The organism is Halomicronema sp. CCY15110 (assembly GCF_016888165.1).
Taxonomy (GTDB): Bacteria; Cyanobacteriota; Cyanobacteriia; order Phormidesmidales; family Phormidesmidaceae; genus Halomicronema.
Genome location: NZ_JACSWC010000220.1, coordinates 27,230 through 52,176, shown reverse-complemented (window position 1 = coordinate 52,176; position 24,947 = coordinate 27,230). Strand labels below are relative to the sequence as shown.

General features: G+C 56.1%; 26 protein-coding genes, 1 tRNA gene and 1 pseudogene. 16 read left to right on the top strand and 12 right to left on the bottom strand.

The genetic code is table 11. The features are described 5' to 3' along the window. The first annotated feature begins 635 nt into the window (after window positions 1-635). Both JUK32_RS08275 and murG read left to right on the top strand, forming a co-directional pair. A complete protein-coding gene (locus JUK32_RS08275; protein ID WP_204138382.1) occupies window positions 636-965 on the top strand; it encodes an MgPME-cyclase complex family protein in 330 nt (109 codons plus the stop codon). 135 nt (window positions 966-1,100) lie between these two features. Further along, window positions 1,101-2,177: an undecaprenyldiphospho-muramoylpentapeptide beta-N-acetylglucosaminyltransferase gene (gene murG, locus JUK32_RS08270; protein ID WP_204138381.1), complete on the top strand. Its 1,077-nt coding sequence runs from the start codon at window positions 1,101-1,103 to the stop codon at window positions 2,175-2,177. A gap of 128 nt (window positions 2,178-2,305) precedes the next feature. Here murG and trxA read toward each other — a convergent pair whose 3' ends face one another. Then, window positions 2,306-2,632: a thioredoxin gene (gene trxA, locus JUK32_RS08265; RefSeq protein WP_204138380.1), complete on the bottom strand. Its 327-nt coding sequence runs from the start codon at window positions 2,630-2,632 to the stop codon at window positions 2,306-2,308. 428 nt (window positions 2,633-3,060) lie between these two features. Here trxA and JUK32_RS08260 point away from each other — a divergent pair, with 428 nt between their 5' ends. The 3 genes from JUK32_RS08260 to JUK32_RS08250 all read left to right on the top strand — a co-directional run bounded on the left by JUK32_RS08260 (window position 3,061) and on the right by JUK32_RS08250 (window position 5,366). After that, entirely contained in the window at window positions 3,061-3,591 is a 531-nt protein-coding gene (locus tag JUK32_RS08260; protein WP_204138379.1) for a DUF3592 domain-containing protein, read from the top strand. Between the two features lie 135 nt (window positions 3,592-3,726). Then, on the top strand, window positions 3,727-4,359 hold the full coding sequence (locus tag JUK32_RS08255) for a glutathione S-transferase family protein (RefSeq protein WP_204138378.1): 633 nt from the start codon (window positions 3,727-3,729) through the stop codon (window positions 4,357-4,359). A 134-nt stretch (window positions 4,360-4,493) separates the two neighbouring features. Beyond that, window positions 4,494-5,366: a class I SAM-dependent methyltransferase gene (locus JUK32_RS08250; protein WP_204138377.1), complete on the top strand. Its 873-nt coding sequence runs from the start codon at window positions 4,494-4,496 to the stop codon at window positions 5,364-5,366. Window positions 5,367-5,597: 231 nt separating this feature from the next. On the opposite strand, the gene JUK32_RS08245 is transcribed toward JUK32_RS08250, so the two are convergent. Continuing rightward, window positions 5,598-6,422: a GNAT family N-acetyltransferase gene (locus JUK32_RS08245; RefSeq protein WP_239112451.1), complete on the bottom strand. Its 825-nt coding sequence runs from the start codon at window positions 6,420-6,422 to the stop codon at window positions 5,598-5,600. 79 nt (window positions 6,423-6,501) lie between these two features. Between JUK32_RS08245 and puuE the strand changes: the two genes are divergently transcribed. From puuE to JUK32_RS28685, 3 genes and pseudogenes are all read left to right on the top strand, one after another. Further along, window positions 6,502-7,410 (top strand): allantoinase PuuE, encoded by a 909-nt coding sequence (gene puuE / locus JUK32_RS08240; RefSeq protein ID WP_204138375.1) that lies wholly within the window; start codon window positions 6,502-6,504, stop codon window positions 7,408-7,410. A 118-nt stretch (window positions 7,411-7,528) separates the two neighbouring features. Then, window positions 7,529-7,939, top strand: coding sequence for a hypothetical protein (locus JUK32_RS08235; protein WP_204138374.1), 411 nt, complete (start codon window positions 7,529-7,531; stop codon window positions 7,937-7,939). A gap of 184 nt (window positions 7,940-8,123) precedes the next feature. Continuing rightward, window positions 8,124-8,398: pseudogene (locus JUK32_RS28685) on the top strand (DUF3253 domain-containing protein). On the opposite strand, the gene JUK32_RS08220 reads toward JUK32_RS28685, so the two are convergent. Then, window positions 8,357-8,914, bottom strand: coding sequence for a hypothetical protein (locus JUK32_RS08220; RefSeq protein WP_204138371.1), 558 nt, complete (start codon window positions 8,912-8,914; stop codon window positions 8,357-8,359). The pseudogene JUK32_RS28685 and the gene JUK32_RS08220 overlap by 42 nt on opposite strands. Before the next feature lie 207 nt (window positions 8,915-9,121). Here JUK32_RS08220 and JUK32_RS08215 point away from each other — a divergent pair, with 207 nt between their 5' ends. Together JUK32_RS08215 and JUK32_RS08210 are read left to right on the top strand one after the other, a co-directional pair. Next, complete coding sequence (locus JUK32_RS08215) at window positions 9,122-9,586, top strand: rhodanese-like domain-containing protein (protein ID WP_204138370.1); 465 nt, start codon at window positions 9,122-9,124, stop codon at window positions 9,584-9,586. Window positions 9,587-9,653: 67 nt separating this feature from the next. Beyond that, the gene (locus tag JUK32_RS08210; RefSeq protein WP_204138369.1) at window positions 9,654-10,925 is read left to right on the top strand and encodes a cyclic nucleotide-binding domain-containing protein; all 1,272 of its coding nucleotides are present in this window, start codon (window positions 9,654-9,656) and stop codon (window positions 10,923-10,925) included. On the opposite strand, the gene JUK32_RS08205 is transcribed toward JUK32_RS08210, so the two are convergent. Together JUK32_RS08205 and JUK32_RS08200 are read right to left on the bottom strand one after the other, a co-directional pair. After that, window positions 10,922-11,893 carry a cation diffusion facilitator family transporter gene (locus tag JUK32_RS08205; protein WP_204138368.1) on the bottom strand — a complete coding sequence of 324 codons (972 nt, stop codon included), beginning with the start codon at window positions 11,891-11,893 and terminating at the stop codon, window positions 10,922-10,924. The two genes, JUK32_RS08210 and JUK32_RS08205, sit on opposite strands and share 4 nt — an antisense overlap. Window positions 11,894-12,090: 197 nt before the next feature. Then, window positions 12,091-13,101 carry a saccharopine dehydrogenase-like oxidoreductase gene (locus JUK32_RS08200; protein WP_204138367.1) on the bottom strand — a complete coding sequence of 337 codons (1,011 nt, stop codon included), beginning with the start codon at window positions 13,099-13,101 and terminating at the stop codon, window positions 12,091-12,093. A 384-nt stretch (window positions 13,102-13,485) separates the two neighbouring features. On the opposite strand from JUK32_RS08200, the gene JUK32_RS08195 reads away from it, so the two are divergent. The 3 genes from JUK32_RS08195 to JUK32_RS08185 are packed head-to-tail and all read left to right on the top strand — an operon-like array spanning window position 13,486 to window position 14,636. Then, window positions 13,486-13,704: a DUF2997 domain-containing protein gene (locus JUK32_RS08195; protein WP_204138366.1), complete on the top strand. Its 219-nt coding sequence runs from the start codon at window positions 13,486-13,488 to the stop codon at window positions 13,702-13,704. 27 nt (window positions 13,705-13,731) lie between these two features. Beyond that, window positions 13,732-14,121 (top strand): DUF1257 domain-containing protein, encoded by a 390-nt coding sequence (locus JUK32_RS08190; protein WP_204138365.1) that lies wholly within the window; start codon window positions 13,732-13,734, stop codon window positions 14,119-14,121. A 20-nt stretch (window positions 14,122-14,141) separates the two neighbouring features. Beyond that, entirely contained in the window at window positions 14,142-14,636 is a 495-nt protein-coding gene (locus JUK32_RS08185) for a ferredoxin (RefSeq protein ID WP_204138364.1), read from the top strand. Between the two features lie 150 nt (window positions 14,637-14,786). On the opposite strand, the gene JUK32_RS08180 is transcribed toward JUK32_RS08185, so the two are convergent. Beyond that, window positions 14,787-15,602, bottom strand: coding sequence for an exosortase-dependent surface protein XDP2 (locus JUK32_RS08180; RefSeq protein WP_204138363.1), 816 nt, complete (start codon window positions 15,600-15,602; stop codon window positions 14,787-14,789). Between the two features lie 459 nt (window positions 15,603-16,061). Then, window positions 16,062-16,583 (bottom strand): CPBP family intramembrane glutamic endopeptidase, encoded by a 522-nt coding sequence (locus JUK32_RS08175; protein ID WP_239112450.1) that lies wholly within the window; start codon window positions 16,581-16,583, stop codon window positions 16,062-16,064. 270 nt (window positions 16,584-16,853) lie between these two features. Here JUK32_RS08175 and JUK32_RS08170 point away from each other — a divergent pair, with 270 nt between their 5' ends. Beyond that, window positions 16,854-17,345, top strand: a complete 492-nt coding sequence (locus JUK32_RS08170) for a DUF427 domain-containing protein (protein WP_204138362.1) — start codon at window positions 16,854-16,856, stop codon at window positions 17,343-17,345. Window positions 17,346-17,457: 112 nt separating this feature from the next. Here the strand turns inward: JUK32_RS08170 and fba are convergent, their stop codons facing one another. The 4 genes from fba to JUK32_RS08150 all read right to left on the bottom strand — a co-directional run bounded on the left by fba (window position 17,458) and on the right by JUK32_RS08150 (window position 21,808). After that, window positions 17,458-18,537, bottom strand: a complete 1,080-nt coding sequence (gene fba / locus JUK32_RS08165; protein WP_204138361.1) for a class II fructose-bisphosphate aldolase — start codon at window positions 18,535-18,537, stop codon at window positions 17,458-17,460. 360 nt (window positions 18,538-18,897) lie between these two features. Then, window positions 18,898-18,969: transfer RNA gene (locus JUK32_RS08160), tRNA-Lys, on the bottom strand. 170 nt (window positions 18,970-19,139) lie between these two features. Next, complete coding sequence (locus JUK32_RS08155; protein WP_204138360.1) at window positions 19,140-20,951, bottom strand: aspartate kinase; 1,812 nt, start codon at window positions 20,949-20,951, stop codon at window positions 19,140-19,142. Between the two features lie 287 nt (window positions 20,952-21,238). Next, window positions 21,239-21,808, bottom strand: a complete 570-nt coding sequence (locus JUK32_RS08150; protein WP_204138359.1) for a YHS domain-containing (seleno)protein — start codon at window positions 21,806-21,808, stop codon at window positions 21,239-21,241. Between the two features lie 184 nt (window positions 21,809-21,992). Here JUK32_RS08150 and nusB point away from each other — a divergent pair, with 184 nt between their 5' ends. Both nusB and ftsY read left to right on the top strand, forming a co-directional pair. Further along, window positions 21,993-22,694, top strand: coding sequence for a transcription antitermination factor NusB (gene nusB, locus JUK32_RS08145; RefSeq protein WP_204138358.1), 702 nt, complete (start codon window positions 21,993-21,995; stop codon window positions 22,692-22,694). Window positions 22,695-22,751: 57 nt separating this feature from the next. Next, window positions 22,752-24,392 (top strand): signal recognition particle-docking protein FtsY, encoded by a 1,641-nt coding sequence (gene ftsY / locus JUK32_RS08140; protein ID WP_204138357.1) that lies wholly within the window; start codon window positions 22,752-22,754, stop codon window positions 24,390-24,392. 79 nt (window positions 24,393-24,471) lie between these two features. On the opposite strand, the gene JUK32_RS08135 is transcribed toward ftsY, so the two are convergent. After that, a complete protein-coding gene (locus JUK32_RS08135) occupies window positions 24,472-24,933 on the bottom strand; it encodes a glutathione peroxidase (RefSeq protein ID WP_204138356.1) in 462 nt (153 codons plus the stop codon). Window positions 24,934-24,947: the final 14 nt, after the last annotated feature.

Below are 24,947 nucleotides of genomic sequence, written 5' to 3'. Positions count from 1 at the left end.
AAATTTGAGGCCATCTTTCAGGGATGGTCACTAGCCCAGGAGGGATTTATGTGTACTTAGTAGCCCAGCCTCGGGAGGGAGACTTGTCCGCCCCCCTTCTCCCAGTTTTGGGAGAAGGGGCTGGGGGATGAGGGGGCTTGGTTTGCGAAGTATATGAATGCCTTTGTAAGCTATCCATTCGGAAAAACTCTATCAAAGACTTGTATAGCAAGGTTTCTGGCCTTGAGTTGCGGGGGGTAAAACCTCACCGCCTGCGGCACCTCTCCTTGGTAAGGAGAGGTTTATCAAGGCTGCCGGTTCGTCTCCTTGCGTGGGCGTAGCCTGTCCGAAGGGCTTAGGAGAGGAGAGGAGAGGTTCTACAGCCCATAAAACTGCCGCAACCGATCGCTGCAACCTTTCCCCGACAAGCGATGCACCAACTTGTGTATAAGGGATAGCTTTGTAAGGGGGATTAAGGGGGATCGGCGATAGCATGACGCTAAATATGGACTGACCGACTCGACCAATTACCGATCAGTCGGTCGTCCGAGCGGGTAGAGATTGTGACTTCACATCACTTTACGCCGCGAGACTACACTGCCATCAACCTTCTATGGGAGAATTTTGTCTCTAGGTGGTTGTTTATCCGAAGGACTATGCAAACTTACTACTACCTTGCTGCCAGCCAAAAATTTTTGCTCGAAGACGAACCCCTTGATGAGGTGCTGCGCGAGCGCCGTCGCCACTATCAAGAACAAGAAAAGGAAATCGATTTTTGGCTGGTCAAGCAGCCCGCTTTTTTAGAGAGCGAAGGCTTTGGCGAAATCAAAAGTCGCTGTCCGCAACCCGCAGCAGCGGTGATTTCGACTGACAAGACAGTCATTACCTGGCTCAAACTCCGGTTAGAGTATGTCATTACGGGGGCATTTCAGGCTCCGTCGCCGACGCTGCCCGATCCTTTGGCATCGCTGGAGCCTGTGGCTTAACGTCCGCCGGATTGGCGGTCACCAGTCGGGCTGGCCGGCAGTGCGGGCACCATCCTCACCGCTGAACGTCGATGGGGCCGTCGTCACTGATGGCGGCAGCCAGCGCCCTTCCTTTTGTATTCAGAGCGCGTCATTGTGTCAGAGACTCCCAAAAAACTGCTGATTGCCGCGAGTGGCACCGGCGGCCACCTGTTTCCCGCGATCGCCACGGCAGAGCAACTGCCCGAGTATGCGATTGAATGGCTCGGCGTACCGGATCGTTTAGAAACCGAGTTGGTGCCTCAGCAATATCCCCTGCACACATTACGGTTGGGCGGTTTTCAGGGGCGGCTCGGGCTGGGGTCGCTACGGTTGCTCGGGCAAGTGTTGCAAGCCACGTTGCAGGTGCGGCAGCTACTCCAGCGCGAGCAGTTTGATGGGGTCTTTACCACCGGCGGCTACATTGCGGCCCCGGCCATCCTGGCGGCGCGATCGCTGGGGCTACCGGCTATTTTGCACGAGTCGAATGCGCTGCCGGGCAAGGTGACTCGCTGGCTCAGTCCTTGGTGCTCGGTGGTGGCGCTGGGGTTTGAGGCGGCGACCAGCCACTTGCCCAAAGCGAACAGTGTGGTGGTGGGCACCCCGGTGCGATCGCAGTTTCTCAGCGGTCAGGAGTTGCCAACGGAGGTGGCACTGCCGCCCGATGCCCCCGTCATTCTGGTGGTGGGGGGCAGCCAGGGGGCCGTCGCGGTTAATCAATTGGTGCGCACGGCCGCGCCAGCTTGGTTTGAGGCGGGGGCTTGGGTGGTGCATCAGACGGGCACGAACGATGCTGCGGCCCAGAGTTTGCAGCACGATCACTACATTCCTCTGCCTTTTTTTGACGCGATGGCTGGGCTGTTTCAGCGGGCCGATGTGGTGATCAGCCGGGCGGGGGCGGGCACGCTCACGGAATTAGCCTTCACCCATACCCCGTCGGTGCTCATTCCTTATCCCTTTGCGGCGGAAGACCACCAGGCGTATAACGCAGCGGCGTTTGCAGCGGCCAATGCGGCGCTGGTTTGTCGGCAGGCCGATTTGACTGCCGCTACCCTGCAAGATATGGTGCTCACGCTCATTCATAATCCCGAGCGTCGGGCGCAGATGGCCGCCGCTGCTGCCAACTTGGCAATTCCGGATAGTGCGGAGCAGCTGGCCAGTCTGATTCGCCAAACGCTGACATCATCCGGCTAGTCGCACGGAGACTGGCGGCGATCGCGCTTCTCCCCACGGATCTTGAACGGCCACTCTGGTCTCTCGCCGGGATTGACGCTCAGTTGACCGCGATCGCGGGGGATGGCTACTGTAGGAAGGTTTACGCCCTAAGCCGCGAGATGCCGAGTAATCGCGGCCTCGTATTCTTCCTGCTTTTTGGCTCCGATCAGGGTTTCCGCCAGGTCACCGTTGGCAAAAAACATGACCGCTGGAATGCTCCGCACCCCAAAGCGTTGAGCGACTTCTTTATTGGAATCGAGATCTAATTTCAGAATTTTGACGCGATCGCTGTAGTCATCGGCCAATTGGTCAATCAACGGCGCAATCAATTTGCAGGGGCCGCACCAGGTCGCCGTGCAATCGATCACCACCAGGGGTTCGGACGCTAGCAGGGCGTCAAATTCTGTTTCGTTTTGCACATAAGCAGCGGGCATAAGATCGCCTCATTAAAAATTCATTCTCTCACGGCTACCCACCAGGAAACTGCAAGCTGCTGGGATTAGCCTTTGTGCTCTGGGGAGCCCGGCGGGTAAGTGGGGCCTGGAAAGACTCCCTTCAGTGAAGGGGAAAGCGATCGCCCTGCCTCGCCTCAATACTCACGTCTGCTTTTGCCGCGATCGCGGCATAGCTCAGGTTTTGCTCAGCCTTGACCGCTTCGAGCCGCTGCATTCCTTCGAGGCTGGCAAATACAGGGTGATGAGTGACGACATGGCGGCGGGGAGCGATTTTCTCTAAGGTTGATGAATGGGGGATTGGGGATGGCGGATTTTGGCGTGGCGAGTAGAGGGGATGCCGCGATCGATCAGGTTGAATACAATAGGGCGGTTTCTCTGTTCCCGCTGTCCTCGTTAATCAACCTGCTATGACCACCCCCACCCCCATCACCCCCGCCCAGTACCGCATCATTGCCGGGTTTGGTGGTTTCCTCATCCTCATTGGTGCGGCCCTCAGCATTTTTGGCGTCATCTTTCTCAAAAGTGCCCTGGCGAGTTATACCTGGCCCAGCACCCCTGGCCTAGTGCAGGCCGTCACGTCGAATCTCTACTATTCCGAATCGAACGGCAGCATCAAAACCTATAGCTACACCGTGGCCTATCAATACGAGGTCGCCGAGATTAGCTATACGGGCGATCGCTACTCCCTGGGGGCTGGCCCCACCGCGAGCCAACAACAATACGACAGCCATGCCGAGGCCCAGCGGGCAGGCAAAGCCGCCTATCCCCCCGGTAGCGAGGTGACCGTCTATTACGATCCAAAGACTCCCACCGCCGCCGTGCTCCAGCCTGGGGCTAATTGGGGCACCTATGTGCCGCTCATGCTGGGGGCGGTGTTTTTACCCTCCGGCGTGTTGTTTTTCAAGGTGTTGGCGCGTGCCCAACAAGCCGCTGGCTAGAGCCGGCCCCCTTATCACAGTCACAGGGCAAATTATTGTCGACTTCTCATCACCGACTCAGTCAGGGCGGCGAGTTTCGATCTAAGTTGAAGTGTCTGTTTTAGACGCGCAAACTGATTAATTCCTTGTAAACCCATGGCAAATTTTGTTCTGTATGGCCCGGCGCTGAGCACCTACGTTCGCACCGTGCGGATGATTTTCACCGAAGCCAACACCCCCTACGAGCTCAAGCCCGTCGACATTTTCACAGGCGAGCAAAACTCCCCCGACTATCTAGCCAAGCATCCCTTTGGCAAAGTCCCTACGCTCGAAATCGACGGTCAGTATTTGTATGAGACCTGTGCGATCGCTGAATACCTCGACGCCGCTGTCAATAACAATGGCCTCACCCCCGATGACCTGATGGCCCAGGCCCACATGCGGCAAATCATGGCGATCGTCGATAGCTATCTGTATCCACCCGCCATCACCACCATCACCATTCAGCGGTTGATTGTGCCCAGTCGGGGCGGCCAAACCGATGAAGCCGCCGTTGCCGCCGCCGTGCCCAAAGTGCAAACGGCGTTGAAAGCGATTGAAGCGATCGCCGCTTGTTCACCTTATCTCCTTGGCGCTGAGTTGACCTTGGCCGACCTGTATCTCTTGCCCGTCGTGCTTTACCTGTCCAATACCCCCGATTGGGAGGCCGTCATCAGCGAGACGCCCCAACTCAAAGCCTGGTGGGAAACCGCAAGTCAACTGCCCAGCTTTAAGCAGGTACTGAAGTAGTCTGATCAGACGATGACGCGATCGCTCCCCTGGCGCGCTGACCAATTTTTCTCTCAGCCGTTAAATTGGGGGGGCGATCCGCTGTTTGTTCGGCATCGCTGCCGCGCTGTCGATTACTCAACGTTTGAAACCTGATGGAAACTCAAAACCCAAGCCTCTTTGAACAATTTTTAGCGCCCCTCTTTGAACAGTTCATCGACAAAGAAGCGCTGCTGACACTCCGCAACAGCATTGATTGGGAGACGGAAGTCGGGGCGATCGCCAATCCCCAGGTAACCTATCCCCACTATTACCAAACCAGCAAATTTCACGGCATCGACGACGGCTATCTCAACATCGATGCCGCCATCACCTACGACCCCATCACGCAATACGTGCTGCCCCCCAGCGAAACCTGGGTGCGCGAAAGCCTCGTCAACGCCATTCAGGGAACTCCCCGCCGCATTTTAGACTTGGGCTGCGGCACAGGCACAACTACGCTTATGCTCAAGCGCCGCTTTCCCCAAGCCGAGGTGGTCGGGCTCGATCTGTCGCCTCACATGCTGATCATGGCCCAGCGCAAAGCCCAAGCGGCCGGGTTGGAGATCACGTTCCGCCATGGCGATGCGATGGCGACCGGCCTCGATGACGCCTCGTTTGATGTGGTGTGCGCCACCCTGCTCTTTCACGAAACGCCGCCCCTCGTCGCGAAAACCATTTTGCAAGAAAGCTGGCGGGTCATGAGCCCCGGCGGTCAAATGCTGGTGCTCGACGGCAATCAGCAAACTCTCCGCACGGTGGATTGGCTCAGCAATATTTTTGAAGAACCCTTTATCCGTGAGTATGGGCAGGGCAATTTGGATGCTTGGTTGGGCTATGCCGGGTTTGAGACCGTCCGTACCCAAACTGTGTTTGTGCTCAATCAGCTCAGCACTGCCCGCAAACCATTGCCCGTGGCCGCTGCTGCCATGGCTGATGAACCAGTCGCAACGCCGTTTACCGCCCCTGGCGACCCGGTGCCGGTTTAGAAGCTAATCCTGGTCGATCGCGATTTTCGGTCGGCTCAAGTCCGGTCGATCCCCGGTCGGGTAGGCTTCCAGCCTGCCGCCCTCACCCGTCAGGGAGAACATACCTCTGGATGGCTAGTCAGCGGCTGCGGACGGCCAGGATGGCCATCCAACCAGAATCCTGAAAATCTCGACAAGATGAGGGATAGAGGGGGGAGAGCGCGATCGCCGGACTTCCGATTGAGCTACCCATCAGCCCAACTCAAAAGTCGTCACCCCAAAAATGCGATCGCACGGCAACACCGGCACCGCAGGCAAATACATCCGCGCCGTTTCGAACATGCTGGTCAAACCATAGCGTTGGGCCAGCGCGACAGCGGCAGCATTCACTTCTGGCACATCCAGATAAACGGGCTCGCCAGCGGGCACATGAGCTTTGAGCTGCTGAAAGAGGGGGTCTGCGATCGCGGGCGTATCGGCAAACAGTGGCCCAATCTTGTACCCCTGACGGCAGGGCCGCAAAACGCCGTACCCCACCAGAGCCTGCCCCTCTAAATATCCCAGTGCCACACTCTCGGGCTGGGTGAGCCAGCAGCGCAAAAAGGCGGTGCGATCGTCGGGAAATAAGGGGCGATCGTATTCGATAATTTGGGCCGGTGGCAAGGACGACAACGGCACAATTGCCTCAGGCGGCGGCGCAACCTGGCCATCCCCCCATCCCTCATAACGAATGTTGCGATAGGCCAGTTGAAACCCCGATTTCAGATAATTACTCTGCTGATCGACGACGCCATCCAGCCCGACGGTGCGACCCTTTAGCGTGGCTAACCCAGCCTGCCACAGCTGCCAGCCATAGCCCCGCCCGCGAAACTCTGGCCGCACCATATAAAATCCCAAAAAGCCGAAGGACGCGCCATATTTCACGACTGAGATAGCCGCGATCGGTTCATCATCGAGCCAGCCCATGAAAAAGCCGCTGGGATCCGCCGCATAAAAGCAATCGGCATCGTGTAGACCAGGATTCCACCCCTCGGCAGCAGCCCAGTTGATGGCTAAGTCTAAATCCTCGCGAGTCATCGGTTTGATGGTGTAATTTGGCATACGCTGTTAGCTGATTCTCAAGTACAGTTCCCAGAGAGTTTAGGACGATCGCCCCATGACTGCTGCCTACCCCCGTGATCTCATCGGCTACGGCCACAACCCGCCGCATCCCCACTGGCCTGACGGGGCGCGGCTGGCTCTCCAGTTTGTCATCAATTATGAAGAGGGGGGCGAAAACTGTATTTTGCACGGGGATGCCGCTTCCGAAGCCTTTTTGTCAGAAATTATTGGGGCACAGCCGCTACTGGGCGTGCGCCACATCAACATGGAATCCATGTATGAGTACGGCAGTCGGGCGGGCTTTTGGCGGCTGCATCGACTCTTTACCCAACGGCAATTGCCGGTAACCGTCTACGCGGTGGCGATGGCGTTGGAGCGTAACCCCGATGCGGGTAAAGCCATGGTCGAAGCGGGTTGGGAGGTCGCTAGCCACGGCTACCGCTGGATTGATTACCAATATGCGAGTGCGGACACTGAGCGCGAGCACATTCTCAAGGCCATTGAAATTCACACTCAAGTGATTGGCAGTCGCCCCCTCGGCTTTTATCAGGGACGCATGAGTCCCCATACCCGCCGCCTGGTGATGGAAGAGGGCGGTTTTCTCTATGATGCCGACAGTTATGCCGATGATTTGCCCTACTGGGTGGGCGGCGGCGATCGCCCCCACCTGGTGATCCCCTACACATTGGACAACAACGACATGCGCTTTGCCACGGCGCAGGGCTTTAACTCCGGGGATCAGTTTTTTACCTACCTCAAAGATGCGTTTGATCTGCTTTACGCCGAAGGTGAAACCGCCCCCAAAATGATGAGCGTCGGCCTGCACTGTCGCCTATCGGGGCGTCCGGGTCGGGCCGCCGCCCTGGCCCGCTTCCTCGATTACGTGCAGAGCCACGAACAGGTGTGGATTTGTCGCCGGGTCGATATTGCCCGCCACTGGCACGAAAATCACGCGATCGGTTAGCCCCGTAGCCCCGTCTCCATGCCGCTAGCTGAGGTCTTTTTTTAACGCATCTTTAGTCAACACCTGAGGGCTAAATTTTGCGGTGTACAGTCAAGGATATCGATTGGGTAAACAGTAGATGAGCAAAAATCTGATGCGGGCGATCGCGATCGGGCTGGGGTGTATGGCCGCTTTGACCATCCTCCTTGGGGGCTTTCAGGGGCGCGCTGCAACGGCCCCTTCAGAAATGCCCGTCGTCAACGAAGCGATTGTTGCCACGGCACCCGCTCCGCCCCGACTGGTGACGGAAATTCTCAACGGTGAACCGATTGCCGTGTTGTACATGACCCGTGCCGACGATCAGGTGCTAATGCGGTGTTATCCCGGTTATGTGCCGGTGGTGAGCCATCGTGCTATGGGGCCAGACCCACAGGCTAATACCGCCCCCCAAGAAGGCGTTTTGCGTTGCCTCCCGCCCTTGCCCCACATCGGAAACGATGCCTCGTCGTTAGACCGCGAAATCCATCCCAGCTCAGAGCCTGCACCATAGTTGCGACCTGACCATTGTTGCCCTGTGGCAAGTGGCGGAGCAACGCCGCTTTGGCAATGGGGATGGCACAAATTGGAACAGCCAAGACAGCTGTTCACGGTCAGACACTGGATTTAGTTAGCCAGAATTGGCTTTTAGGTAATCCTGATCTCGGAGCCACCACAAGGAAGCCGCCGCCCGGCCCATGTCCGAGCCGCAAATTCGCGATTGTCTGCGGCAATTGGTGCGCGATCGCGGGCCAGCAAAAACGACCTGTCCTGCGGAAGTGGCCCGTGCTCTCAGTGCCGATGATTGGCGATCGCTGATCCGCAAGTTCGAGCAGTTGGTGTGGCCCTGGCGCAAGCGGGTGCGATCGTCGTGACGCAAAAAGGCCAAGTGGGCAATCCGCAAACAGCGAGAGGGCCGATGCGCTATCGCTTACTCCACCAGCAGCAGCCCGATCGCTGCTCCCAATCCTAATCCAGCCAAACACGCCACCGCCAGCAGCAGACTCGTCCGCAGTCGGGTAAACACGGTCAATAGGCGATCGCCCGTCTCAGCGGCGATAATGCCTCCCATGGCGGGTACCAAAATGGCGAGCAGACCCACCCGCAGCACCTCAAAGGCGGTGCTTTGCATTTCGACTTCTTCCAGGTTTTCGGTGCCGACAAACCCCATCGAAACGCCGAGGGCCACAGCGACCAGCCCCGCCCCCAAAATCGCCACCAGCGTTAGCACATTGGCCGACCACCAGCGAAATCGACCCAGGGCCTGGGGGCCAGCCAGAGCGATCGCCTGCAACACCACCCCGCCAACGGCGAGATACCAAATCCACAGGGGTGCTGGAAACGCCATGAGCAGCAGCCCAATCGAGAGATGCAGCAGAGTGACGACCACCAGCCACCCCCAGGGAAACCGACCTGTCCCCCGGGAAGCTTGGTGACGAAGCCGCCGCCACCCTCTGGGTTTGAGACGCTGACGCGGAGAAGAAGCCATATCGTTAGAAAGCTTGCGATCCAAGCAACGAAAACATTACCAGCCAGCCCTTCTTACTCATCAGCGGATGGACGAGGCCGTGGCAAAACGGTGACCAGGCTGTCGTATCACCAACCCGCTTGCAAGAATGCCAGCAATCTTACTCAGACTACCTTCATCAAGACAGTTTAAGCTGAGACACAGTATACAAGTTGACTGATCCCGAGCATGAAGTCTTTTCCTGTATCTTTCCAACCGCTGCGCCCCAGGCGGCCCCGTTGGCCAGGTGCCGCAGTTTTTTCAGGGCTGGCCTTACTGCTAATGTTGGCCGTGAATCAGGTGAGTGGGACAGCTGCGGACAGCATTTCTGCAGCGGCGCTGCACCGACGGCTCAATACTGAGGCCGCGCCGCTGGTGTTAGATGTGCGATCGCCCGCCGAATATGCAGCCGGTCACATTCCGGGAGCTCGCAATCTGCCCTATCAGGACATGCCCGATCACCTGATGGCGCTATCCGCATTTCGAGAGGGCGAGGTGGTGGTGTACTGCGAGGTCGGTGTCCGGGCGAGGATTGCCCAAAATCTCTTGGAGCAGGCGGGGTTCGCCCAAGTCCGACCTTTGGTGGGCGATCTGCGAGGCTGGCGCGAGGCTGAACTGCCGATTTCGACTCAGAATCTTGAAAATACACCCTAAATTCAGTGAAAAGATTGCCTAAATCACTGTCTCCGGGTTTATCTTATGCTTGTGAACTGTAGCAACTATGCCCTTAGAAGCATTATTTCAGGGACTCTTAGGTGCCTCTAGCCTACTAATAGGGGCCGTCTTGGGTATCTGCTGGAAGCCTGGCCGAGTAATTACTGCGGCCATTATGGCCTTCGGCAGCGGTACGCTGTTGGCGGCGATCGCCTTCGACATTACCCAACCCGTGTTTGAAAATGCGGGTTTCCTTCCCCTATTAGTCGGATTCGTTTTAGGCGGCACCCTCTTTACTCTCATCATCAATTACATCGACGATCGCGGGGGCTTTATCCGGCACCCGTCCTCGTCCCGGCGGTTTTTCTACCATCACCGTCAAGAAGAAACCTCGGAAGTGCTCGACGAAATCGCCCATGTCGAGATGCTCCATAATCTCTCGCCGTCAGAAGTGCAGGCGATCATTCCCCTGCTCAAGCCATTAACCGTGGAACCGGGCACCACCCTCTGCGAAGAAGGTACCCCCGGCGATGCGATGTTCATTATTCTGTCGGGCGAGGCAGACATCTACAAAGGGCCGCAGTTGATGGCGCAACTCGGGGCGGGGGAAATGTTTGGCGAAATGGCTTTACTCACGGGGGAAGAGCGATCTGCCAGCGTCATTGCCCGTACGCCGATGAAGCTTTACGAACTCGATAAGTCTGACTTTGACGGCATGTTGACGCGATCGCCCCACCTCGCGAGTGGGCTCAGCCGTATTTTGGCCCGCCGGTTGCGAGAGACCACCCAATCCACTGCCAAGGCCCGCGAAAAATCCGAGGGGCAATGGCGTCAGCAAGTGCTCGACAGTGTGGAAGTCGACTTTCCCCTATCGGAGCAGCAGATTCAACAACTGGCGAAAAGTTCAGCTCCCCTCGCCATCCTCGTCGGCACCCTGATGGACAACATTCCCGAAGCCTTGGTGATCGGCTTCAACGTGGGAAGTGGGCATCTCAGCAGTTCCTTCTTGATGGCGGTCTTTATCTCCAACATTCCCGAAGCACTCTCTAGCACCGTCGGCATGCAACAGGCTGGCACCAAAGCCAGCCGCATTTTGACCCTGTGGGGGGGGGCCGTCGTGTTGAGTGGCCTCACCGCCATGCTGGGCAACTTTTTGAGTACCTTTGCCAATGCCTGGGTATTGGGCACCGCCCAAGCGCTGGCTGGGGGCGCGATTCTCGCCATGCTTTCCAGCACCATGATGCCGGAAGCCTACGAAATGGGGGGCGGGACGGTCACCTATTCCACGATCGCGGGCTTTCTGGTTGGGTTTTGGGTGGTGACCCTGTCGCTCGGTTAATCCGGCGCGGGAGACGTGGCCACCGTTGACTGCTCGCTACTTTCCCCAAGGGCTTGAGTGGCCGAGGCCGCTTCAATAAAGATACGCCTGACCTCTTCATGATTAGTGCGAATGCTCTGTTCAATACGGCGCACAGCGGCCTCAATATCGTCAGCGGAAAGGGCGTCAGCAAATTCAATATTCAACGCCAGCATGACGTCCTTAGGCCCCATGTGCAGCGTGATCAGCTGACCTAAACTCGTCACCGCCGGATCGGCTTGAATAATCGCTTTGATGCTGTCTTGGGTCTCTGGCAAGGCACTTTCGCCAATCAGCAAGCCTTTGGTCTCAGAGACTAGCACCATGGCCACCAGGGTCAAAATGATGCCAATGACGATGGAAGCAATGCCGTCATACATCTCGTTTTGGGTCAACTGGCTCAGGTACACTCCCGCAAATGCGACTCCCAGGCCCAATAAAGCCGCTGCGTCTTCAAAAATGACGATGAAACTGCTGGGGTCTTTGCTGCGTTTCATCGCTGCCCAAAGACTATCTTGGCGGTTGGGATTCTGATGGTTGAACTCGCGAATGGATACAGTCAGGGCCGCCCCTTCAACAATGGCCGCTGTGCCCAGGACGACGTAACTTACCAGGGCATTGGCAGACGGTTCAGGATCTTGAAAACTCTTCACCCCTTCATAGATGGAGAAGCCACCCCCGAGCGAGAAAATCAAGACGGCGACCACCAGCGACCAAAAGTAGAGCTCCTGGCCGTGGCCGAGGGGATGCAGCTCATCGGGGCCTTTTTCGCTCTGCTTCAAGCCATACAGCAGTAATACTTCGTTCACTGAGTCAACAACGGAGTGGATGCCCTCGGACAACATGGCGGAGCTGCCGCTGATGCTGGCCCCGACGAATTTAGCGATCGCGATCGCGAGATTGGCTCCCAGCGCCGCGTAGATAGAAACTTTGGAGGCTGACTCGGCCATAATGCTGATAGTCCGTAGGGCTGACAGGATCTACAGACAAACTGTAACGGTAGATCTGCCGTCAACTCCACTGTCAGCAGATTTAGATTTTTGCCTGAGCAAAATTAATCAGGGCACAAAACCCGATGACCTGTACTTCCAGGGCCTCATACCGTTGCCTTGAAGCATCATTTACCGAGTTTTATGCCCAGAGCGTATTAGCGGACAAACTGCGGCATCACTTCCGCTGCCGTATAGAGCCCTTGCTGCCCGCGCTGGTGTAAGGCAATCCCGGCTTTGAGATATCCAAACGCTGGCCCACAGACGTTTGCCGCCATGCTGGTTTCATCGCCCAGGGTAAACGTGTGGGTCGAAATTTTGCCCTCAAAGGTGCGGCCCGTCACTTGGACATTGGTGCTGAGGGGCTTCTTCGCGTTGCGGGTATCCACAATGCCGCCGACGGTCACCTGGTCGCGATCGCAAATCCCCGCCAGTTCCAGCATCAAATCATCGGCATGTTCCATATTTTCGAGCTGGAGAACGCCGTTGGTGCGATCTAGTAGGGCTGCCACTTCGGCATCGCTCATCGCCTGGGCCGAGTCCACGTCGTACTCCGGCATGTGGGCAATATCTTCGCGAATGGTGGCCCGATACGCTTCCCAGTTGGCGATGCCCACCCCAAAGGTGATTTTGACACTGTGAATCTCGGTGTAGCTTTGGGCCGCCACCGTCGCCGCTGCGGTCAACAACCCTGGGGTAGCCCCACACCCGGTCATATAGGTAATGCCCGCGGCTTGCAACTCGTCCCGCAAGGCCCAAATTTGCTCCATGGCACTGGTGCGCTTCAACGCATCCACCAGCACCCCCTGCCAGCCGGACGCAATGAATTGCTTCACAACAGAAGCCATAAAGGTGTTGGGCAGGTTCGGCAAGGCCAGAAAGTAACCCTGCACGTCAGGAGCCGCCTGAATCAGATCGGCAATGCTTTGCTGACTGAGCACGCCGCCGGACTCGACATAGCCCACCGAGCCGCGATCGCGATATGCCGCAATACAGCTTTGAGGGTCTAAACCGCGCGCATCATACACATAGCCTTGTTTGTCTGCCGCTGCGACCAACTGCATTTCTGTCTTGGGCATGAGTACCCGCGTTGCGGCCTGACCCAGCCCACCAAACCCGAGCACGCCCACTGCGATCGGTGATTGTGACGCCATTGTTTGAGAATTCATGGGGTTATCCGTTTACTTCACAGTTCCTCATTATCGGGCGATCTCGCCGCAGTCATCGCGCCAATTTCAACCCGGCCAACCGCAATCGCAGTATGATGTTGCAAGTCGTAAAGAACTGCAACGTTTTTGCGATCGAGATCGCAAGGACCCTTGATTTTAGCGTCACCCATCCTGCTGATAGGTTGACGCTAAGCAGCTATTTACGTAACACTGAGCAGTAATTCGAAGTGAATACTCTCGCTGTCAATAACTTGCATTAACATTTGCTATGCGATGGCTCGTCTTCCTTCAGAAATGCTTAGTAGGATAAAGTTGTCTAATAGCTTCTATCCTAGTATTCCAGTCTTTTCAGACTGACTCATTTTCCACTACCTGAAGCGCTGTATGGAAACCTTGGAATTCATCATCTATCCCGACGGTCGTGTCAAGGAGATGGTGACGGGTATTGTTGGTCGCTCTTGTGAAGAGGTGACTCGCAAGATTGAGGAACAGTTGGGGAATGTCGTCAGTCGTGAACAAACGTCTGACTTCTACGCTCAATCGACTCATCAAGCATCTACAGTCGATGCCCAAAACCAAGCGACTTATAGCGACTGGGGCTAGTTCAACGTTCGTTAAAGCACGGATAATATGTCACACTTTAGCCAGATTCGGACGAAAATCCGCAACCTCACTTCCTTGCAATCGGCCCTTACTGATCTGGGTGTTGATTGGAAGTCCGGCCCGTCGCCAGTGCGTGGTTATCAAGGTGCCACCGAAGCCGCCGAGGTGGTGATTGAGCAACCTAACGGGTTTGACATCGGGTTCCGTTTGAATCCCGAAACTAAAGACTACGAGTTGGTTGCTGACCTGCAATATTGGCAGCAACCCCTATCAGTTGATGGTTTTGTCAACCAAATTACTCAACGTTACGCCTTCCACACTGTGCTCGAAGCAACGGCTCAGGAAGGCTTTCAAGTAGCCGAGCAAAAGACCACTGAAGACGGTGCTATTCGTCTGGTTGTCCAGCGCTGGGCTTAGTTGTTCATCGGGGAAATCTGATGCCCCAATCGTTTGAAGATGCTTCTACCGAAACGAGCAGCACTTTTCAGGCCTCTCCAAGTGGTTTAGAACCAGAGTTAGGTGGTGATCTGAGAGATGCCGCTGATCGGACTGGTTTTGAGCCGGAGCTTGGTGGGGCTTTGCGGCAAAAAGGCGTTTACGTGGATGAATTGACTTGCATTGGCTGTTGCCACTGCGCCCACGTCGCGCGGGATACCTTTTATATCGAGCCTGACTATGGACGGGCGCGTGCCATTCGTCAGGATGGTGACTCCGAAGACGTCATTCAAGAGGCGATCGACACTTGTCCGGTGGATTGCATCCACTGGGTCGATTACACCGAGCTCAAGCAGCTAGAAAAAGAGCGGCAGCATCAGGTCATTCCGATCGCTGGTTTTCCAGTCGATAAAGCAATGGCCCGCACTGAGCAGCGGAAGCGGAATAAGCGACGCGATCGCGCCCAGCCTCGTGCTCAAAATCCTCCAACTGCCTGAGTCGTTCCTGACATCCTATTGGACATAGCTGTCATATAAAGAGTGAACCCCCTCGCTAGGGATGTTTAGCGAGGGGGTTCTGTTGTTGTCTATGCTGAGTTAGCAGCGCTCACTTTTGAAAGCCACTGCTGCTGATGGGCTTAAACAGACTTATGCAGCGCTATCGCCCTTGCGACGCCGGCCAGCGACAAACGCTCCAGCGACTGCGGTCAAGCCTAAAACAGCCGCAGGCTCAGGCACAGTCGCACCCGCAACCTTGAAGTCAGGGCCTTTAAAGTGGGACTTACTGAAAAGAGTGACGGTATCGTAATCGCCAGTTAGTCCTAGGTCTGAAAACTTCAGGGCATAGCTACCGACCTCTTGTCCACCCACATCATCAATTTCAGTCGTATCAAGCTTGTAGCCTGCATTGGTAAACATGCTGCGTGTGATCTTGAAGGTCTCGCCACCGACTTTAATACCCAGATCACTATTCAAGCCGCGCTCCCAAACGAGCAAGGTGTTGAAGGCCTTGTCAAAGCTCAACTCAATTTCAAAGGCTCCGCTGTCTTCAGTGTCGATGATATGACCAAGATTCTGACTGCTCAGGTTTTCGACCACTGCAGCTTCGGAAGCGGCATCACCTGCCAGCAGTTGCTCCATCGCCACCCCATCGATTGATTGGTCGTTGACATCAGCACTAGCTGCGCCTTCGTTATCTTCTTTATTGTCGTTATTGGCGAGAGCGCCTGCCGAAATCACATCGTTATTTAAGATGATTGCTTCGCTGACTAAGGCAAGGTCGCTAAAGTCGATGATGGTCGTGCCAAACTGAACTGATGTGAGAAGAATGTCTTCGTCAGCATCTCGAACTGTAGGTGTGAAATTAGTGGTGAAAGAACCAGCGCTAACGCTACCAGCAGTCATCAGAAGGCAGCCAGCAGCAGCACCAACGGTCATAGTGCACTTAGCTAAGGAAGAAAACATAACTTGGGTTCTACTGAGATTTGACATGTTCACAGTATATTTCCTGGTTTCGTACCCTAGGTGTAAACACAACGGATTTTTTGGTAACTTCATATACATAGTCTGATTTGTGATGGTTTCTTGGTCACTGTCGACGTTCTCGATAATGACCGTTAGTCAGTGACCACAGCGATCGCTCCACCGTTCAGTGTTTTTACTCATCGTGAAAGTAACTGTCCTCAGGCAATATGGCGGTTTTTGCGATGCGCCCAGTTCCACTATCGGTCTCTGTGATTAGCGATATCTCAGCTTGAAAAAATGCTGATAACTAGTGCCTCAGAGTAATGGCCGAGGATTTTGTGGGTATAAAATAAAACAGCTTGGTCAAGTGCTTTCCCGTAATTTAGCTATGTGTCTATGGGGTGATGGTTGTTCAGGCTTCACCATTGGCGATCTATGCCAATGCGTACAGTTCGTCCCTCAAGGAGTCGTGTACTTGGCTTTCCAAAATAGGCTGGCGATGAGGTTAGTGGTAGTGTGGGCCAAAATGGGCACGAGTAAATTGCCCGACCACACTGCGCTCACGGCCAATACCAGACCAATCATCGTGGCCCAAACGACATAAGACCATTGTTGTAAACCGCTGAGATGCAGCACGCCAAAGCACAGGCTAGAAAAGACGACCCCATACATATTGAGGCCGATTGCCGGCAGCATCACCCCCCGGAACAGTAATTCTTCACTCAGCCCTGGCAAGAGTCCCATCCAGATTAAATCGGCCCAGTTAAGCGGTTCTAGTACCAGTTTGAGATACGTATTGGCGCTGTTGCGATAGCTGGGCCACACTTCGTAGGCGATCGCACTGGCTCCAGTGATGCCTAAACCAATCGCGACTCCCAAGAGTAATATTTCAGCATCAAACTCAACTGACAGCATGACCACTGAGTCGAACAGCAGCCAAAAGCGAGCGATCAGTAGCAAGACTAAGGCTGTGACCCCCATTGCTATCAAAACCTGGACGCGGCTGAGGGGTTCCATTTGCGGTTCGTTGGAATTTAAGTTGGTCACGTCTTGCTTTGCTACTTCACTGGGTTGCCATCACAACCTTACAAAACTTTCTCGGGAATTAGAAATTCTACAGCGATTTCCAAGGGCTGTTGACTGGGCCGGCGTGAAGAGAAAGTAGTCTTACTTGCGCTTGGTTCTGTCGGCAAGGGCAACTGCACCCATGCCAAAATGCCATTAGTACAGCGTATTAAGGATGATCAATTGATGGTACAGCGTATTGAGCCTCAGCCAGGCCAAGAGTCAGTTTGGGACTATCCCCGTCCGCCCCGAGTCGAAAGCTCTGAGAAACGTATTCGAGTGGTCTTTAACGGACAAACCATTGCTGACTCACAGCGTACGGTGCGTATTTTAGAAACCAGTCATCCACCGGTTTATTACATTCCCTTAGAGGACGTGCGACAAGAGTTTTTGGTGCCGGTTCAGAGAACCACTTTTTGCGAATGGAAGGGAGTGGCTCAGTATTTTGATTTGGTGGTGGGCGATCGCCGCGTCAACCATGCCGTGTGGCGTTATCCCCAACCGACGGAACGGTTTGCGGCGATTCAGGACTGTGTAGCGGTCTATCCTAGCCAGATGGAAGCTTGTTATGTTGACGATGAACAGGTGCAAGCCCAAACTGGGGACTTCTACGGCGGTTGGATCACGAGTGATATCGTCGGCCCGTTTAAGGGCGGCGCAGGCACTTGGGGCTGGTGATCGCCCGGAGGCTTGGCGCAAATTACCGAGCTTCTTCTGGCTACATGAAAAAAGGAGCCGTTCGTAAATCACGAACGGCTCCTTCCGGTTTATTGAAACGATCCGGTGCTAGTTACACAGCAGCGGCTTTCTTGACTTTGGCATCCAGTTCGCCCGCCGCGTACTTAGCTGCGAAGACTTCGACACCAACCTGTTTGATCTTGCTAGCATTGCCAGCGGAACCAAAGGCTTCATAGCGATCGCGGCAAACCTGCTTCATGTACTTGATGGCAGGCTTCATGAAGTGGCGAGGATCAAAGTTGGAAGGATCGGCTGCCGCTGCTTCACGAATGGCCGCAGTGATTGCCAAGCGGTTGTCAGTGTCAATGTTGACCTTGCGCACACCACTCTTGATGCCCTTTTGGATTTCTTCAACAGGCACACCGTAGGTTTCAGGAATCTGACCGCCGTACTTATTGATCATATCCAGCCACTCTTGAGGCACGGAAGAAGAACCATGCATGACCAAGTGGGTGTTGGGCAGACGCTTGTGAATTTCTTCGATGCGGCTGATCGCCAAAATTTCGCCAGTGGGCTTACGGGTGAACTTGTAAGCACCGTGGCTAGTGCCAATCGCCACCGCGAGCGCGTCGACTTGAGTCGCTTCCACAAACTGCACCGCTTCATCGGGGTCAGTCAACAGTTGGTCATGGCTGAGGGTGCCCTCAAAACCGTGACCATCTTCTGCTTCACCAGCACCGGTTTCCAAAGAACCCAGGCAACCAAGCTCACCTTCGACACTTGCGCCGATCGCGTGAGCCACCTTCACCACTTCTGCGGTAACGCTGGCGTTGTAGTCAAAGCTAGCCGGGGTCTTGGCATCGGCTTCCAAGGAGCCATCCATCATGACGCTGGTAAAGCCATTGCGGATAGCAGAGTAGCAAGTAGCGGGGCTGTTGCCGTGATCTTGGTGCATCACCACGGGAATGTGGGGATAAGTTTCAACCGCCGCCTGCACCAAGTGACGCAGGAAGTTTTCACCGGCATACTTCCGTGCACCACGGGAAGCTTGCAAAATTACGGGACTATCGGTTTCGTCAGCAGCCTCCATGATGGCCAGGATTTGCTCCAGGTTGTTGACGTTGTAAGCCGGGATACCGTAGCCTTCTTCGGCTGCGTGATCCAGCATTAACCGCATAGGGACGAGCGCCATAAAAATCCTCCTAGTCTTTTTCTTGCCTTCGGCAATCGTAACTCAACACCAATAGGTGTCCTTACCTATCAATACTAAGGCAGAACCTTCGCCTTTATGACGTTTTGTGATGGGAAGCTTACGTCTATATAAACGGTCAAGTCAGTGACAATCGGCCCCTAAACGCTTTTGTGAAGCGTATTCTGAGCTTTCTGCAAAGCACTTAATGGACGCGATAAACTGATTAATCGAAGCCCCCAATAGCCCCGAAATTCTGGCAAAGGAACGGAAAACATTAAGATTTTTTAGGACGTGGATAAAGAATATTTGGGTGTCAACGAAGTGGATTGACCCTTTGGAATTAAGCTCACGCGAAAAAAATGGGTCGCCTGGGATTCGAACCCAGGACCAATCGGTTAAAAGCCGAGTGCTCTACCGCTGAGCTAGCGACCCGTGAATATGCATGATTTCTCAAGCACGGTTATTTACGATATCACACTATCTGGAAGTTCCACGATCGCCGTGGGAGAAAAATTGGGTGTTTTATCGACGGTGCTCTGTGCCAGGCATTCCCGATGGTCTGGGAGATGCCGCGCAAGGGGAAATTGGTGCGCTAACGTTGGCTAAGCGGGGACGACAACTTTCTCGACCCCTTCTAGGTGAAAGGCGTCGTGAACTGCTTTCAAGGCTTCTACGCCGTCGGCTTCGGCCACTAGGCAGCTAATCTTAATTTCAGAAGTGGCGATCATGTGGATATTGATCTGGCGCTGGGCGAGGGCGGCAAACATGCGGGCGGCGACCCCAGGAGTGTTGATCATTCCTAGGCCGACGACGCTGACTTTGGCGATCGCATCATTCACCACCACATCCCCGCAGTCCAGTGCCGCCGCCGCACTTTCGACCACGGCACGGGCCTGGGCGGCCTCAGCCTGGGCCACTGTAAAGGCAATGTCGCGGGTGGTGTGGCCGTTCACCAGGCGACAGCGTTGGGATTGAATGATCATGTCGACGCTGACCCCAGCTTCGGCTAGGAGGGCAAAGATGCGGGCGGCCATGCCCGGTTGGTCGGGCACCTGACGAATGGCGACCTGCGCTTGTTGCAGGTCGAGCGCTGCGCCCCGCACGTCTGGCGCGGCCTCTAGCATCGGCGGCTCAGGGGTGGCATCGAGTGGTGAACAGGTGACTTGAAACGCTTGACAGAGGGCATCGATCGCGCGATCGCACTCATCTCTCACGACGGTGCAACTCACTTTGACTTCTGAGGTGGAAATCATTTGGATATTGACGCCCGCTGCGGCCAGGGTGGAAAACATTTTGGCGGCCACGCCGGGACGACCGATCATGCCCGCCCCAACAATGCTGACTTTCGCCACGCGCTGGTCGACCAAAATTTCGGCCTCCGTGGAGTCTGCGGGATTGCCGCGCAGCACCGGGGCGATCGCCTCCGCTACCGCCTCCGCTTTAGCCAGATTCTGGCGCATCACGGTGAAGGCAATGTCATTGGTATTGCCATCGTGGATGGACTGAATAATCAAGTCCACATTCAGGCTTTGTTGGGCGATTTCGCCAAAGAGCTGGGCGGCGACGCCGGGGCGATCGGGAATGCGTAGGAGCGCGACTTTGGCCTGGTCGAGATCAAATTCCACGGCGTCGACGGGATGTGCCAACTCCAAGTCGTCCAAAGATTTCGGCTGACGGGCGGGCGCGATGACTTGGGTGCCGGGTTCATCCGTCCAGCTCGATCGCACCACCAGGGGCACCCCATAGTTGCGGGCGATTTCTACCGCGCGGGGATGTAGGACTTTTGCGCCCAAACTCGCGAGTTCCAGCATTTCGTCACAGGTGATGCTGGGCATGAGTTGCGCCGCTGGCACCAAGCGGGGATCAGTGGTCAAAATTCCCGGTACGTCAGTGTAAATTTCGCATTTGTCTGCCCCGAGGGCCGCCGCTAGGGCCACGGCTGAGGTATCAGAGCCGCCGCGTCCCAGGGTGGTGATTTCAAAATCGGTGCTGGGGCTCACCCCCTGAAAACCGGCCACCACCACCACTTTGCCGTCCGTCAGATGGCGCTGTAGGCGCTCGGTGCGAATGTTGAGAATCCGGGCGCGGCTGTGGTCGGCTTCGGTCATAATGCCGACCTGCGCCCCCGTGAGGGAGATGGCTTCTTGTCCCAAGCTGTGCAGCGCCATGGTGAGGAGGGCGATCGACACCTGCTCACCGGTGGACAGCAGCATATCCATTTCGCGGCGGCTGGGACTATCCGAAAGCTCATTGGCGAGCTTTACCAGGCCATCGGTGGTTTTGCCCATGGCCGACACGACCACCGCCACTTGATGTCCCGCGCGGACGGTGTGGCTGACGCGCTGCGCCACTGCCTGAATTCGTTCGACTGAGCCGACCGAGGTTCCCCCAAATTTTTGAACGATGAGCGCCATAGGATAGCTGTTGTAGTCGCGACTGCCGGGATGTGTGAACGCTTGCTAGGACTGCATTCACCGCCTCGACGCCACCCTCAATATCCGTTGAAGATGAGCGTCAATGCTTACCAAGCGTACCGCATGGTGTTTGCGATCGCGGCTCCCTATACCACTCTGTTAGCGATCCTTAAAAAAGCACAATATCGCTGGCCGCCCTAGATAAATGAGGGGCCAGCGATCCCTGGAAATTTCTCGATGGGCGGGGCTGAGGGTGGGTTGGTGACATTCTCAGGCCACTGGGCCGACTACTGGGCGACGGCGGGCCAGTTGGCGTCAGCCTGGGCAATGTTGCCGGGAATGTCGCGCTCCCAGCGGGCTTGAATATTAGCGTCGTAGTTGAGATAGAGCTTATCGTCCACAATGCTCCAGGCGGTGGGATCGATCGCGGCGGTGTAGCCCTGGCTCACGGCCCACGCGCAAAAGCCGCCGTACTGCGGGGCATATTGGGCCGGGTTGCTGGCAAAGGTATCGCGGTTGGCGGCACTGGCAAACTGCCAGGTCGCGCCACTCCACTCATGGGTGAACTCTGCGCTGCCGGGCACATACGCGCCTTCGGTGAAGTAGGCCACGGGGTCGGCTCCAGCGATCGCCACGGCATCTTGCACATACACCGCCGCTAGCGCAGCTGAATTTTCTGTGGAGTCAGCGGCGACGGGTTCGGCGGTAGTCGTATCGGTCGGGGATGCATCGGTGGCGGGCTCGGCCACGCTCGTGGTTTCTGTTTCTTCTACCGGGGCTGAACTGGTGGCTGAGGAACCGCAGCTAGCGATTGTTAAACCTGCCAGCAGTAGGGGCAACACAAACATCGAACGCATGGCTTTCTCCTAACAAACAGCGAATGGACTGGCTTCACTATGGACAAATTAAGTGACGAATCTGAACGTGGCCTGAGAATGCGGCGAAAAGAATTTGAGGATTGGCGGAGTTGAGGCGATCGCCCGCATGGAGGGGATCAATTTACCCTGCTAAGATCACAAAGCGATTATTTCCGGTATTTGTATGCAGCCTCGCCGTTTTGCCCGTGAACTGGCCCTGTTGGGGTCGAGCCAGTTGAGTAGTACCAAACCCAGCGCGATCGCGAGTCAAGATCTCGATGCGCTGGTGACCTCCGCCGTACGATCGCTGGCGGGCGAAGTGCAAGATGCTCTGGAAGTTGCCGCCGGAGAAGTGCAGCAGGGGCAAGATCAGCTATTGGCTAGCGAAACCCGTGCCAGCAGCGTAGATGAAGCGCGCACCTCTTTGCAAAAAGCCTTAGAAAAGACGCAATCGGCGATTAATCGCCTGGGCAGTGCGCTGCAAATTCCCGAGATGATTCAGCTGTCGAACCGCAAAGAAATTCGCAGTTATGCGATCGAGTTAATGTTGACGACGGGCAAAAATCGGGAGGAGGTGGATGCTGAACTGAACGAAGCTATGGTGTCTTGGAACGTGAAGCGATTGCCGAAAATTGATCGCGACATTCTGCGGATTGCGGTTGCGGAGATGAAATATCTTGGTGTCCCCGATCGCGTTGCCATTAATGAAGCCATCGAAATTGCTAAGCGCTACAGCGATGAAGATGGGTACCGCTTTATCAATGGGGTGCTACGCCGCTGGGTCAACCGCTTTTTGCAAACGAGTGAGGCCGCCCCAGCGGCAGACTCGCCAGCCAATGAACCGCCATTGCCTCTCCAGGCTGACTCTGACGCGCCCCTGGTATAGATTTAAGAGCCGCCGATTTTTCCGTAAACCTCGTTATCGCTGCATATTGAGTTTTCTATGACCAACTTCAACTGGTTTAGCCGTACCTTTGATCAGTCCTCGCCGTCCGATCAGGCGGAACAGCCGCCAGCTGAGGAAACGACGTCCGACTCCGCTGGCGAGGCGTCGGCGGACGAGCCAGCGGCTCAGAGCATGAGTTCTGACGACTATTTGGCCTGGGCCAAAGCGGCTTACCAAAATATTCAAAAGCAGCAGACGCCCGCAGCGGTTGCCGCTGCGGGCGAAACCGCTGCGGCTGAGCCCGCCGAAGCTGAGCCCGCTGAGGCAAGCGCGGCTGAGGCTGAAACAGAAGACGCTCCCGCAATAGCGGCGGCAGCGCCTCCCACCGCCCCCGTCGCTGAAACCGCTGAGGAGTCGGCGGCAACTGAGCCCTCGGCAACGGCGAGTCCAGACCCTGTGGAGCCATCGGACGAGGAGTCGGCGGCGGCGATCGCCCCGGACACTGCTCCAGAGGAGTCCACCGCTGCTGCGCCCCCTGCCACCCCCACGGGGCCGGCTTGGATGCAGGCAGCGGCAGAGCGCCAAGCCCGACTAGAGCGCTTGCAAGAAACCGCGATCGCGGAACCCGAACCCGCGCCCCAACCCGTCACTGCCACGACGACGGCAGCGGAGCCCGTACTCCCCGACATTAACTTCGATGAGGCGTTTCTCTGGTCAGCGGAAGTGTTGGCCGGACAGGGCCGTAGCGCCGTCGACATTTCCATTGAGGAAATCACCTGGCTGAACAAACTGCGCCAAGGCCTCGATAAGACCCGGCGGGGGCTGGTGAACCAGCTGAAGGCGATCGTCGGGCAAGGCCCGCTGAACGAAGACGCCGTGTTTGAAATTGAGGCATTGCTGTTGCAGGCGGATGTCGGGGTGGAAGCGACCGACACCATCATTGAAGCGCTGCAAGCCAAGCTGCGAGAAGAGGCCCTGCCGCCAGAGCAGGCGATCGCGTACCTCAAAAAGATCCTGCGGGACATGCTCGATGCCCCCCTGGGCGACTCTCACAATCTGGAATTTGTGCCTGACAAAGACACCTTCAATATTTGGCTGATGACGGGGGTGAACGGCGCGGGCAAAACCACCACCATTGGTAAGCTGGCCCATATCGCCAAAAAGTCTGGCTACTCCTGCATCATTGGGGCGGCAGACACCTTTCGAGCGGCAGCGGTGGAGCAGGTGAAAGCGTGGGGAGCCCGCAGCGATGTGGAGGTGATTGCGAATCCGGGCCAGAACACTGACCCGGCGGCGGTGGTGTTTGACGCGATTACGGCGGCGCAATCGCGCCATTGTGAGTTGCTGCTGGTGGATACTGCCGGACGCTTGCAAAATAAGAAAAATCTGATGGACGAACTCTCGAAAATTCGGCGCATTATCGATAAAAAAGCGGCGGATGCGAAGGTCGAGTCGCTGCTGGTGTTGGATGCGACCTTGGGGCAAAACGGTTTGCAGCAGGCTAAAGTCTTTGCCGAAGCGGCCAATTTGAGCGGCGTGGTGTTGACGAAGCTGGACGGTACGGCGCGGGGGGGCGTGGCGCTAGCGGTGGTGCAGCAACTGAACTTACCAATTCGCTTTATCGGGGCGGGCGAGGGCATTGAAGATTTGCGGCCCTTCTCTAGCTATGAGTTTGTGGAAGCTCTGCTGAGCGGTTGATTGGATAGCACTTAAATTCAAAACCCCGGCTTCTCTCAAGAAGCCGGGGTTTTACAGTACAGCGCGATCGCGGCAGTGATTAACCCAACGCTTTCTCAATGGCGGCTTTGAGGTCAGCATCGTCCGGAGCGGTCTGCGGCTCAAAGCGGGACACGACTTCACCGTCGCGACCGACGACAAACTTGCCAAAGTTCCACGCAATGTCTTCACCGTCGCCCACCAAGAACTGATAGAGCGGACTGCGATCGGGGCCGTTCACGTCTTGCTTTTTCAGCAGGGTGAACTCGACATCGTACTTGGACTTAGCGAAGTCCTTGATTTCTTCTGGGCTGCCGGGCTCCTGCTTGCCAAATTGGTTGCAGGGCACGCCCACAACCACGAGGCCGCGATCGCCATATTCCTTATCCAGGGTGACCAGACCGTCGTACTGAGGCGTCAGGCCGCACTTACTCGCAACGTTCACAAACAGCACTGCCTTGCCGTCGAGGGCATCCGCTGGCAGGGGGGCACCGTCCAAAGTGGTGAGATTAGGGAGTGGCATTAATATTGTCCAAC

Bases quoted from the DNA above. Each gene is read 5' to 3' on its own strand.
- JUK32_RS08195 (WP_204138366.1), top strand. From the start codon at position 13,486: ATGGAAACCTTGGAATTCATCATCTATCCCGACGGTCGTGTCAAGGAG.
- JUK32_RS08170 (WP_204138362.1), top strand. From the start codon at position 16,854: ATGGTACAGCGTATTGAGCCTCAGCCAGGCCAAGAGTCAGTTTGGGAC.
- JUK32_RS08215 (WP_204138370.1), top strand. From the start codon at position 9,122: ATGAAGTCTTTTCCTGTATCTTTCCAACCGCTGCGCCCCAGGCGGCCC.
- JUK32_RS08155 (WP_204138360.1), bottom strand. From the start codon at position 20,951: ATGGCGCTCATCGTTCAAAAATTTGGGGGAACCTCGGTCGGCTCAGTC.
- nusB (WP_204138358.1), top strand. From the start codon at position 21,993: ATGCAGCCTCGCCGTTTTGCCCGTGAACTGGCCCTGTTGGGGTCGAGC.
- JUK32_RS08135 (WP_204138356.1), bottom strand. From the start codon at position 24,933: ATGCCACTCCCTAATCTCACCACTTTGGACGGTGCCCCCCTGCCAGCG.
- JUK32_RS08255 (WP_204138378.1), top strand. From the start codon at position 3,727: ATGGCAAATTTTGTTCTGTATGGCCCGGCGCTGAGCACCTACGTTCGC.
- JUK32_RS08250 (WP_204138377.1), top strand. From the start codon at position 4,494: ATGGAAACTCAAAACCCAAGCCTCTTTGAACAATTTTTAGCGCCCCTC.
- fba (WP_204138361.1), bottom strand. From the start codon at position 18,537: ATGGCGCTCGTCCCTATGCGGTTAATGCTGGATCACGCAGCCGAAGAA.
- JUK32_RS08245 (WP_239112451.1), bottom strand. From the start codon at position 6,422: ATGACTCGCGAGGATTTAGACTTAGCCATCAACTGGGCTGCTGCCGAG.
- JUK32_RS08150 (WP_204138359.1), bottom strand. From the start codon at position 21,808: ATGCGTTCGATGTTTGTGTTGCCCCTACTGCTGGCAGGTTTAACAATC.
- JUK32_RS08185 (WP_204138364.1), top strand. From the start codon at position 14,142: ATGCCCCAATCGTTTGAAGATGCTTCTACCGAAACGAGCAGCACTTTT.
- JUK32_RS08175 (WP_239112450.1), bottom strand. From the start codon at position 16,583: ATGGGGGTCACAGCCTTAGTCTTGCTACTGATCGCTCGCTTTTGGCTG.
- JUK32_RS08235 (WP_204138374.1), top strand. From the start codon at position 7,529: ATGAGCAAAAATCTGATGCGGGCGATCGCGATCGGGCTGGGGTGTATG.
- JUK32_RS08220 (WP_204138371.1), bottom strand. From the start codon at position 8,914: ATGGCTTCTTCTCCGCGTCAGCGTCTCAAACCCAGAGGGTGGCGGCGG.
- JUK32_RS08210 (WP_204138369.1), top strand. From the start codon at position 9,654: ATGCCCTTAGAAGCATTATTTCAGGGACTCTTAGGTGCCTCTAGCCTA.
- JUK32_RS08200 (WP_204138367.1), bottom strand. From the start codon at position 13,101: ATGAATTCTCAAACAATGGCGTCACAATCACCGATCGCAGTGGGCGTG.
- JUK32_RS08260 (WP_204138379.1), top strand. From the start codon at position 3,061: ATGACCACCCCCACCCCCATCACCCCCGCCCAGTACCGCATCATTGCC.
- puuE (WP_204138375.1), top strand. From the start codon at position 6,502: ATGACTGCTGCCTACCCCCGTGATCTCATCGGCTACGGCCACAACCCG.
- trxA (WP_204138380.1), bottom strand. From the start codon at position 2,632: ATGCCCGCTGCTTATGTGCAAAACGAAACAGAATTTGACGCCCTGCTA.
- ftsY (WP_204138357.1), top strand. From the start codon at position 22,752: ATGACCAACTTCAACTGGTTTAGCCGTACCTTTGATCAGTCCTCGCCG.
- JUK32_RS08180 (WP_204138363.1), bottom strand. From the start codon at position 15,602: ATGTTTTCTTCCTTAGCTAAGTGCACTATGACCGTTGGTGCTGCTGCT.
- JUK32_RS08205 (WP_204138368.1), bottom strand. From the start codon at position 11,893: ATGGCCGAGTCAGCCTCCAAAGTTTCTATCTACGCGGCGCTGGGAGCC.
- JUK32_RS08190 (WP_204138365.1), top strand. From the start codon at position 13,732: ATGTCACACTTTAGCCAGATTCGGACGAAAATCCGCAACCTCACTTCC.
- JUK32_RS08275 (WP_204138382.1), top strand. From the start codon at position 636: ATGCAAACTTACTACTACCTTGCTGCCAGCCAAAAATTTTTGCTCGAA.